This is a genomic window from Mycobacterium sp., from assembly GCF_008709575.1.
Taxonomy (GTDB): Bacteria; Actinomycetota; Actinomycetes; order Mycobacteriales; family Mycobacteriaceae; genus Mycobacterium.
This window is the reverse complement of record NZ_VYIK01000001.1, coordinates 106,466-115,968: the sequence shown is the minus strand read 5'-3', so window position 1 is coordinate 115,968 and position 9,503 is coordinate 106,466. Positions and strand designations below refer to the sequence as shown.

Annotated in this window: 11 protein-coding genes and 1 pseudogene; 6 read left to right on the top strand and 6 right to left on the bottom strand. The window is 66.4% G+C overall.

Annotation, left to right across the window (positions count from 1 at the left end):
* The 3 genes from F6Q13_RS00570 to ponA2 form a co-directional block, all read right to left on the bottom strand.
* Positions 1-806, bottom strand: an 806-nt coding sequence (locus F6Q13_RS00570; RefSeq protein ID WP_293050748.1) for a PLP-dependent cysteine synthase family protein, incomplete at its 3' end; no start/stop codon positions are given.
* Positions 803-1,771, bottom strand: coding sequence for a metallophosphoesterase (locus tag F6Q13_RS00565; protein WP_293050746.1), 969 nt, complete (start codon positions 1,769-1,771; stop codon positions 803-805). The genes F6Q13_RS00565 and F6Q13_RS00570, both read right to left, overlap by 4 nt.
* Before the next feature lie 49 nt (positions 1,772-1,820).
* The gene (gene ponA2 / locus F6Q13_RS00560) at positions 1,821-4,241 is read right to left on the bottom strand and encodes a transglycosylase/D,D-transpeptidase PonA2 (RefSeq protein ID WP_293050744.1); all 2,421 of its coding nucleotides are present in this window, start codon (positions 4,239-4,241) and stop codon (positions 1,821-1,823) included.
* A 351-nt stretch (positions 4,242-4,592) separates the two neighbouring features.
* Between ponA2 and F6Q13_RS00555 the strand changes: the two genes are divergently transcribed.
* From F6Q13_RS00555 to F6Q13_RS00545, 3 genes are all read left to right on the top strand, one after another.
* Positions 4,593-4,916, top strand: coding sequence for a WhiB family transcriptional regulator (locus tag F6Q13_RS00555; protein WP_293050742.1), 324 nt, complete (start codon positions 4,593-4,595; stop codon positions 4,914-4,916).
* A 196-nt stretch (positions 4,917-5,112) separates the two neighbouring features.
* Entirely contained in the window at positions 5,113-5,343 is a 231-nt protein-coding gene (locus F6Q13_RS00550; protein ID WP_293050739.1) for a type II toxin-antitoxin system Phd/YefM family antitoxin, read from the top strand.
* Positions 5,343-5,738 carry a type II toxin-antitoxin system VapC family toxin gene (locus F6Q13_RS00545; protein ID WP_293050737.1) on the top strand — a complete coding sequence of 132 codons (396 nt, stop codon included), beginning with the start codon at positions 5,343-5,345 and terminating at the stop codon, positions 5,736-5,738. Before F6Q13_RS00550 ends, F6Q13_RS00545 begins: the two co-directional genes overlap by 1 nt.
* On the opposite strand, the pseudogene F6Q13_RS20220 reads toward F6Q13_RS00545, so the two are convergent.
* The 3 genes and pseudogenes from F6Q13_RS20220 to F6Q13_RS00535 all read right to left on the bottom strand — a co-directional run.
* Positions 5,725-5,853 (bottom strand): annotated as a pseudogene (locus tag F6Q13_RS20220) (hypothetical protein); the annotation flags it as partial. The gene F6Q13_RS00545 and the pseudogene F6Q13_RS20220 sit on opposite strands and share 14 nt — an antisense overlap.
* Positions 5,854-5,868: 15 nt before the next feature.
* A complete protein-coding gene (locus F6Q13_RS00540) occupies positions 5,869-7,011 on the bottom strand; it encodes an ArsA family ATPase (protein WP_293050735.1) in 1,143 nt (380 codons plus the stop codon).
* A complete protein-coding gene (locus tag F6Q13_RS00535; protein WP_293050733.1) occupies positions 7,008-8,030 on the bottom strand; it encodes an ArsA family ATPase in 1,023 nt (340 codons plus the stop codon). Before F6Q13_RS00535 ends, F6Q13_RS00540 begins: the two co-directional genes overlap by 4 nt.
* Before the next feature lie 45 nt (positions 8,031-8,075).
* On the opposite strand from F6Q13_RS00535, the gene F6Q13_RS00530 reads away from it, so the two are divergent.
* Genes F6Q13_RS00530 through F6Q13_RS00520 form a run of 3 tightly spaced genes read left to right on the top strand, consistent with a single transcriptional unit; the run spans position 8,076 to position 9,495 of the window.
* On the top strand, positions 8,076-8,237 hold the full coding sequence (locus F6Q13_RS00530) for a DUF4177 domain-containing protein (protein ID WP_003873302.1): 162 nt from the start codon (positions 8,076-8,078) through the stop codon (positions 8,235-8,237).
* On the top strand, positions 8,234-8,698 hold the full coding sequence (locus tag F6Q13_RS00525) for a RidA family protein (protein WP_293050605.1): 465 nt from the start codon (positions 8,234-8,236) through the stop codon (positions 8,696-8,698). The genes F6Q13_RS00530 and F6Q13_RS00525 overlap by 4 nt, the downstream gene beginning before the upstream one ends.
* Positions 8,699-8,703: 5 nt before the next feature.
* Entirely contained in the window at positions 8,704-9,495 is a 792-nt protein-coding gene (locus F6Q13_RS00520) for an MBL fold metallo-hydrolase (protein ID WP_293050603.1), read from the top strand.
* The last annotated feature ends 8 nt before the right edge of the window (positions 9,496-9,503 follow it).

The following is a 9,503-nucleotide window of genomic DNA, read 5'->3' as shown; positions in this document are numbered from 1 at the left end:
ACATCGGGAAGAAACGACGGCTCGACCCGCGGCCGGCCGATGCCCTCGATGCGGGACGACGCATCGGTCACGATGTCGTAGCGGCCCTGGGCATATGCGGGGAAGAAAGCCGAGTTCTCCGGGTCGACGACGCACAACCGGGTGGCGTGCCGCCGGTAGCGGATGTAGCGGCCGATCGTCGCGCTGGTTCCTCCGGTGCCCGCTCCGACCACGATCCATGCTGGAATCGGGTGTTTCTCCTCGCGCATCTGCGCGTAGATGGACTCGGCGATGTTGTTGTTGCCCCGCCAGTCGGTGGCCCGCTCGGCGTTGGTGAATTGGTCCAGGTAGTGTCCGCCGGTCTCGCGGGCCACCCGCTCCGCCTCGGCATAGACATCAGCGGAATGTTGAACGAAATGGCAACGGCCGCCTTGGGATTCGATCAGCGCCACCTTCGACGTGCTGGTTGATGCGGGCATCACCGCAATGAACGGCAAGCCCAGCAGCGCGGCGAAATAGGCTTCCGAAACGGCCGTCGAGCCCGACGACGCCTCGACCACCGTGGTGCCCTCGCCGATCCAGCCGTTGCACAGCGCGTAGAGGAACAGCGAGCGGGCCAGCCGGTGCTTGAGGCTGCCGGTGATGTGTGTCGTCTCGTCTTTGAGATAGAGCGCGACGTCGGCGTCGTCGCTCCAGGCGGACGGCAGCGGATAGCGCAGGAGGTGGGTGTCGGCGCTGCGGCGGGCGTCCGCCTCGATCAGCCGGATGGCATTGTCTGCCCAGCCACGCGGCCGACCCTGAACTGCGACGCGGGTCGGCGTGGTCAACGCACCGAATACGCGGGCCGCGACCGGCCGAGAATCCGCTGCGGGCCGCGGCCCCCGGTGGGCGCGGCGATCAGTGTGAGCAGCGTTGCCTCGGGCCGGCAGCAGAACCGCAGCGGCGCAAACGGCGAGGTGCCGATCCCGGCCGAGACGTGCAGCCGCATTGTGGCGCCCCACCGCGAGGCTCCTTTGGCCCGAGACCGGTCCAGACCGCAGTTGGTCACCACCGCGCCGTAGAACGGCAGGCACAGCTGCCCGCCGTGGGTGTGACCGGCCAGCACCAACTGGTAGCCGTCGGCGGCGAAGCGGTCCAGCACCCGCGGTTCGGGGGAATGGGTCAGACCCAACCGCAGGTTGGCAACCGGGCTGGCTCGCCCCGCGATCGTTTCGTAGCGGTCCCGCCCGATGTGGGGGTCGTCGACCCCGGCGGCAGCGATGTGCAGTCCGGCCACCTCGAACTCGCGACGGTTGTGGGTGAGGTCGTGCCAGCCGCGCTCGCCGAACGCCGCCCGCAGATCTTGCCACGGCAGCGGCTGGCCGTGCACTCGGCGACCGGGTTTGGTCAGGTAGTCGAGCGGGTTTTTCAGCCGCGGACCGAAGTAGTCGTTGCTGCCGAAGACGAAGGCCCCGGGTAACGACAGCAGCTCGTCGAGTGACTGCACGACCGCCGGCACCGCTCTCGGATGAGCGAGGTTGTCGCCGGTGTTGACGACCAGGTCGGGCTTCCAGCCGGCCAGCTCGCGCAGCCACGCCTGCTTATGACGCTGGTTGGGCCGCATGTGAATGTCACTGATGTGCAGGAGCCGCAGCGGCGACGAACCGGGCGTCAGCACCGGCAGGGTCAGCTCACGCACGACAAACGCGTTGCGTTCGACGACCGCGGCGTAGCCGATCCCGGTGACGGTCGCGCCCAGCGTGACCGCACCGGCGATCTTCAGGTCTGGCAATCGGGCGATGGCGGCAGGCATGAACGCAGCCTACTGCCTGTGCGCCCGCCCTGACCGCTGCCGGCGGCGGTCACGGCGGCGGAGGCTCGGCCGGCGGGGGTCCCAGCAGTGGGATCGTGATCGGCGGCAGGCCCGGGATTTCCACGACAGTCGAGCCCACCGGCGCCAGGCCCTCCGGCGGCGGCGGGGGCGCCGGAGGGATGCCGTTGCTGGTCTGGATCGTGACGACCGCACCCGGGATCGTCTGGCCGTTGGGTGAGGTTCCGACGACTTCTCCGTACTTGGCGCTGCTGTTGACCGGCGTGGGCTGGTCGGCGACCCGGAAACCGGCCTCTTTGAGCCGTTGGCGCGCCGCGTCGATGTCGAGGCCCGCGACGCTGGGAACCCGCGAATTCGGGCCGCCGTCGACGTAGCGCGGATCGGTCGGCGGCAGCTTGACCTCGCCGAAGTTCGTCGCGATCGGCTTCATCGCGGTAAACCAGGTGCGGGCCGGCTCGTTGCCGCCGTAGAGGTTGCCGTCACCGCAACGCCGCAGCGGCGACGAGCAGAGATCCGACGGCGAGGTGGAGTCGTCGTAGATGTAGTCCGCCGCAGCGTACTGGTTGGTAAAGCCCACGAAGCCCGACGAGCGGTGTGCCTCGGTGGTGCCGGTCTTGCCCGACATCGGCAGATCCCAGCCGGCGGCGCCGGCCGCGCCCGACGCCGTGCCGCCGGGCTGCACGTCTTTGCTGAGCGCGTTGGCCATGGTGTTGGCCAACCCGGTGGGCACGACCTGCTCGCAGGGCTCTGTGGTGACGGCGATCTGGTTGCCGTCACGGTCGAGCACCTTGTCGATCGGGTTCGGCGGGCACCACATGCCACCCGAAGCCAGGGTCGCCGCAACGTTGGACAGCTCCAGGGCGTTCACCTCGAACGGGCCCAGGGTGAACGATCCGATGTTTTGCCGTTTGATGAAATCGGCCAGGCTTTCGTTGCTGTCGGGATCGTAGTCGCGGGCCGTGCCCGGATCGGCGTAGGAGCGCAATCCCAGCTTGATCGCCATATCCACCGCGCGCGGCACCCCGACCAGCTGGATCAGCTTGGCGAACGCGGTGTTGGGCGAGGTGGCCAGCGCGTCGGTCACACTCATCGGCGACCGGTAATTGCCGACGTTGACCACACACCAGGTTTCCTTCGGGCAGCCTTTGGCGCCGCCGCTGCCCATGCCCTTGGCCTGAAACGAGCCCGGCACCTCCAATTGCGCGTTGATCCCCATACCCATCTCGAGTGCCGCGGCGGTGGTAAAAATCTTGAAGATCGAGCCCGCGCCGTCACCGACGAGGGAAAACGGCTGCGGACGCATGGTTTCCCCGGCGTTGCTGTCCAGCCCGTACCGGCGGTTACTGGCCATCGCCAGCACCTTGTGGGAATCGCGTCCCGGCTTGATCACGCTCATCACGCTGGCGATTCCCTCGAGATCGGGACTGGCGTAGGTGTCGATCGCTTGCTGGACCGAGTTCTGTACGTCGGGGTCCAGTGTGGTGTGGATGGTGTAACCGCCCCGGGCGACCTGCTCTTTGCTGAGGCCGGCGCGGGTCAGATAGGCCTGGACGTAGTCGCAAAAGAACGCCCGGTCGCCGGCGGCGATGCAGCCGCGTGGCAGCTCGTTGGGCTGCGGCAAGATGCCCAGTGGTGCGGTCTTGGCCGCACGCAGCGCGTCGGCCTCTTTGGGCAGGTTTTCGATCATGGTGTCCAACACCAGGTTCCGCCGGGCAAGCGCTCCGTCGGGGTTGGTGTAGGGGTTGAGAGTGCTGGTCGACTGGACCAGCCCGGCCAGCAATGCCGCCTGTTGCCAGTTCAGCTCGGAGGCGTTCACGCCGAAATACGTCTGCGCGGCGTCCTGCACGCCGAAGGCGCCGTTGCCGAAGGACACCAGGTTGAGGTAGCGGGTCAAGATCTCCGATTTGGTGAAGGTCTTGTCCAAGGTGAGCGCCATTCGGATTTCACGCAGTTTGCGCGCCGGCGTGGTCTCGACGGCTGCCCGCTTTTCCGCGTCGGTCTGCGCGATGACCAGCAGCTGGTAGTTCTTCACGTATTGTTGCTCGAGCGTCGAACCGCCGCGGGTTTCCAGATCGCCGGATGCGTAGCCGGCCAGCCCGGTCAGGGTGCCTTTCCAGTCCACGCCGTTGTGCTCGGCGAACCGCTTGTCCTCGATCGAGACGATTGCCAGCTTCATAGTGTCGGCGATCTTTTCGCTGGGCACCTCGAACCGGCGCTGCGAGTACAGCCAGGCGATCGTGTTGCCCTTCGCGTCGAGCATCGTGGTCACCGCGGGGACGTCGCCCTGCAGTAGCTGGGCCGACCCGTTGGCGACCACATCGGAGGCCCGATTAGACATCAGACCGATGCCGCCGGCCACGGGAAACAGGAAGGCGGCGACGACGACGCCGGCGAGGATGCAACACCCGGCGAGCTTGGCGACCGTGACGGCGGTCTGGGGGTGTTCGGGCATGGCTATTAGAGTAGCGGCGACCTCCGGCGCGGCTTGTCGGCCGATTTTCGCCTGCGGAACGGTTCAGCCCCCTATCAGTCGCCTCTTAGTACACCATCAGCCGGGCTCGGGACCAGCGCAAATCCCCCGTGGCGATCGGACGGCACGGTCGTCCCAAAAAAGGGGCGGCCAAAGTGTTGCACAATTGGTACCTGACCACCTACATTAGCCACACATTGAGATGTAGATAACACCGATGTGCATGGTGTGGCATGGATTGCAGCGTTTCGTACTGCGCGGACATGCAGCTGTGCCGGTGGTGGGAACGAAGGGGACACGCTGGTGGCGGGTACGCGGACCGCGACGCGGAGGATGAACACTGCCCCGGCGAGCAACGCCTCCCATCGCGCTGATTCTGAGTCACGGATCGCCTGGGTCTCCAAGGCCCTGTGTCGGTCGGCCGATCCCGACGAGCTGTTTGTGCGCGGCGCCGCGCAGCGCAAGGCGGCGGTGATCTGCCGACACTGCCCGGTGATGCTGGAATGCGGTGCCGATGCGCTGGACAACCGCGTCGAGTTCGGTGTGTGGGGCGGCCTGACCGAACGTCAGCGCCGCGCCCTGCTCAAGCAGCACCCCGAGGTGGTGTCCTGGGCGGAATTCTTCGCTGCGCAACGAAAGCACCGCAGCGCCGTCTAACCGGCGATCGCCGCCGGATCACTGAGCCCGTCTTAAGCCCCCATCAAGCCAGCGTTAAGCCGGACTTACCGATGGGCCGGCCGCAACGCTGGCCCGGGTTTTTGATCTTGATTTCTGGTCTGGGCACTCCTGCTGGGATCGCTGCATTAAACTAGTCCGACTAGTCGGACTAGATCGATGAGTGGACGATGGTTTCATGCGGACGATCACCAGTACCGAAGCGAAGACACGTCTGAATGCACTTTTGGCCGAGGTGGAGCGCACCGGCGAGCCAGTCACGATCACCAACCACGGTCGTCCAGTAGCGGTGTTATCACCAGCTCAGGCCACACCGCGCTGCTTCGGGCAGTTTCCCAACCTGGTTGTGCCGACGACATTTGACGATCCACTACCGGCCGACGAGCTCGCCCCTTGGGAACCGGACTGATGACCGCAATCCTTCTGGACACGAACGCGCTGCTGTGGCTGGTCTCCACCCCGGACAAGATCGCCACATCGGTTCGAGACACCCTTGCCGACCAGGCCAACGAGCTGATCGTGTCCGCGGCCTCGGCCTGGGAGGTGGCGATCAAGACCCGAATTGGACGACTCGACGGCGGCCCGCTGCTGTCGGCCTGGCATGAGACGCTGGCGAGGATGAACGCCGCAGACCTGGCCATCGAGTCAGCCGACGCGGTACTGGCCGGGCGGCTCGACTGGGCCAACAAGGACCCATTCGACCGCATGATCGTGGCTCAGGCAGCCCGGCGCGGCCTCACGATCGCCACCAGCGACGACCGTGTCGTCAGGGGCGCCCTCACGGCTGTCATCAAGGTCCAGTGAAGGTGCGTGTCGACGTCGAAATTGGCGGCATGGCCACGCCGAGGTAAACGGTGTCGATGACTTTGCCGGTGTCGGGGTCGATCACCGACACCACGTTGCTGACGGTATTGGCAGCGTAGACATAGCCCGGTTAGCCGGTCGCGGTGAGCTGATCGGCGATCGCGCGCAGCGCGTCCAGATCGGAAACGTCGAACGGCAGCGACGGCACCCCCACGACGGCGACGTGTGGGTTGGCCCCGGTGAATCGGGACAACAGCCGGATCTCTCGCTTGGACGTCGCCCCCCGGTCGGCATGGATCCGCAACACCGCTGTGGTCAGGGCCGCAAAGCTCGCCGCATCGGTGCCCGCCGGCTCGTTCTGCAGCGTCTCGGCGCCGTCGATCGCCCGCTCGACCGGCAGGCTGCACAGCATCGGATGGGTGCGGTTGAGGATGAGTCCCGCCAGTGGCATGCGTTCCTCGGAGAGCCTTTCGACGAAGAACGACGCCTCGCGCAGCGCATCCGGCTCGGCCGCCGACACCACGACGAACTGTGTGCCGCGTCGCTTCAGCAACGCGTAAGTGCGCTCCGCCTTCTCCCGGAATCCGCCGAATGTGGCGTCCAGTGACTGCACGAAACTAGCGGCGTCAGAAAGCATCTGGGACCCCAGTACCGTCGATAGCGCCTTCATAGCCAAACCGACGGCACCGGTGACCAGTCGCCCGATACCTCGCCCGGGTCCCAACAACAGCCGCCATAGCCGGCTATCCATGAAACTGCCCAACCGCTTCGGCGCATCCAGGAAATCCAACGCGTTGCGCGACGGCGGGGTGTCCACGACTACCAGGTCCCAGCGGTCCTGGGCCAACAGCTGGCCGAGCTTTTCCATCGCCATGTACTCTTGCGTACCGGCCAGCGATGTAGCCACGGTCTGATAGAACTGGTTGTCCAGGATTGCTTGCGCCCGTGCGGGTCCGGAATACGCGATGACCATTTCGTCGAACGTGCGGCGCATGTCAAGCATCATCGCGTACAGCTCGCCGGGTACTTCGGGTGCCAGCGGCACGCGTTGCGGGGAGTTGCCCAGGTCGTCGATGCCCAACGCTTGGGCGAGCCGTTTAGCGGGGTCGATGGTCAATACGACCACGGTGCGACCGTATTCGGCTGCGCGCAGTGCCATCGCAGCTGCGGTGGTGGTTTTGCCGACACCGCCGGCACCGCAGCAAACCACGACCCGATTGGTGGTGTCCGCCAAAATCGAGGCCATGTCCAGTTTTTGTGGCGTGATGCTCACCGAACCCCCTGTCGAGCCAAGCTTTCGGATAGCTCATAAAGACTGCCGAGGTCGATTCCGTCGGCGATGGTCGGGAGTTCCAGCCGCGGCACCTGCAATTGGTCGAGCTGCTCGGCGGTTTCGGCGCGTGCCGCGATCCGGGTGGCATGCTCGATGGTCTCGGTGAGCAGGCCGGCGAAATCAGCGTCGCGCAGGGTGATCCCGGCCGCGTGCAATCCGGCCCGCACCGCGTCGGCATCGACATCACCCTCGATGGCCTTCGCCAGGTCGTCGGGCTGCAGATACACCGGGATGTTGCGATTGACGATCACACTCCCGATCGGCAGGTCCAGCTGCTTCAGTTCGTCGATCGCCTCCTTCGTTTCCTGCATCGGCAGCGCCTCCAGCAACGTCACCAGGTGGATGGCCGTCTGGTCGGAGTGCAGCAGCGCCACCACGCCCTGGCTTTGCGCATGCACCGGACCGCCCTTGGCCAGATCGGCCACCGCCTTGGTGACGTCGAGGAAACGCGCGATACGCCCGGTGGGCGGGGCGTCGACGACAACCGCGTCATAGACCGGCAGCCGGTTCTTGTCGACGCGGACCACCGTCTCCTTGATTTTCCCGGTGAGTAACACGTCACGAAGGCCCGGCGCAATCGTCGTCGCGAACTCGACTGCGCCGACGCGCCGCATCGCCCGGCCGGCGAGCCCGAGGTTGTAGAACATGTCGAGGTATTCCAGGAACGCGGCCTCGATGTCGATCGCCAGCGCCCTGACTTGGCCGCCGTTCTCGGCGGTCGCTATCTTGACCTCTTCGTAAGGCAGCGGCGGCACGTCGAAGAGCTGCGCGATGCCCTGGCGCCCTTCGACTTCGACGAGCAAGACCTTGCGGCCGCCGGCGGCGAGGGTCAATGCCAGCGCGGCCGAGATCGTCGACTTGCCCGTGCCACCCTTGCCGGAGACGAAATGCAGGCGGGCCTTCTCCAGACGTGATGGCCAGCCGATGGACGCCCGGCTGCTCGGTGTCGTCGCCACCACAGCATGCTAGCCCGACCCTCAGAACCCGACCGATAAGCTCGGGCTATGAGCCAACCGACCGCGTGGGAGTACGCCACCGTCCCACTGCTGACCCACGCCACCAAGCAAATCCTCGACCAATGGGGCGCCGACGGCTGGGAACTGGTCTCGGTGCTCCCCGGGCCGACCGGTGAGCAGCACGTTGCCTACCTGAAACGACCCAAGTGAGCGCCGGGGCGGCCACCGCCCGGCTGGCCGAACTCGGTATCACACTGCCGGACGTGGTCAAGCCGCTGGCCTCCTACGTCGCGGCAGTGCGCAGCGGCAACCTGGTGTACACGGCGGGCCAACTGCCGATGCAAGCCGGGAAGTTGGCCTGCGCCGGCAAGGTTGGTGCCGAGGTCAGCCCCGAGGACGCGCGCGCACTCGCCCGAATCTGCGTCCTCAATGCGCTGGCAGCGGTGCATTCCCTGGTTGGTGTCGATGCGGTGAGCCAGGTGGTGAAAGTAGTCGGCTTCGTCGCCTCCGCACCCGGGTTCAACGGGCAGCCGAGCGTGCTCAACGGCGCCTCCGATCTACTGGTCGAGATATTCGGCGAGCGGGGGGCGCACGCCCGCTCCGCCGTCGGCGTGTCCGAATTACCGCTCAACGCGCCGGTGGAAGTCGAGTTGGTCGTCGAGGTCGGGTAGTTTCCGTGGTCGGCATCGCCGAGTCGTTGACGCATCCGGCCTACGGGCGGTTGCGGCCGGTCACCGGTGTCGCTTCGGTGCTGTTGGCCGACAATCCCGGCACGATGACGTTGGAGGGCACCAATACCTGGGTGTTACGTAGTCCGCGCAGCCCCGAAGTGGTGGTCGTCGATCCCGGACCGGACGACGACGAGCACCTGGCCCGGGTCGCTGCGGTGGGTCCTATCGCGCTAATCCTGATCAGCCACCGGCACGGCGACCACACTGGTGGTATCGACAAACTCGTGGAGGCCACCGGGGCGCCGGTGCGGGCGGTGGACCCGGCGTTCCTGCGCGGCGACACCGTGGTGCTGGCCGACCACGAGGTCATCGAGGCGGCCGGGCTGACGATCACCGTGCTGGCCACCCCTGGACACACCGCCGATTCGGTGTCGTTTCTGGTCGATGATGCCGTGCTCACCGCCGACACTGTTCTGGGTCGCGGGACGACAGTGATCGACAAGGACGACGGCAGCCTGGCCGATTATCTGTGCTCGTTGCACCGCTTGCGCGGCCTCGGCCCGCGCCGCGTGCTGCCGGGACATGGACCGGATCTGGCCGATGTGGCGGCTGTTGCCACCGGATACCTGGCACACCGGGAGCAGCGGCTCGAGCAGGTGCGTGCTGCGCTGCGCGATCTGGGTGGAGACGCCACGGTGCGCCAGGTCGTCGAATACGTCTACGCCGACGTCGACGAGGAACTCTGGGACATTGCCGAATGGTCCGTACAGGCTCAGCTGGAATACCTGCGCCGCTGAGATTGCGC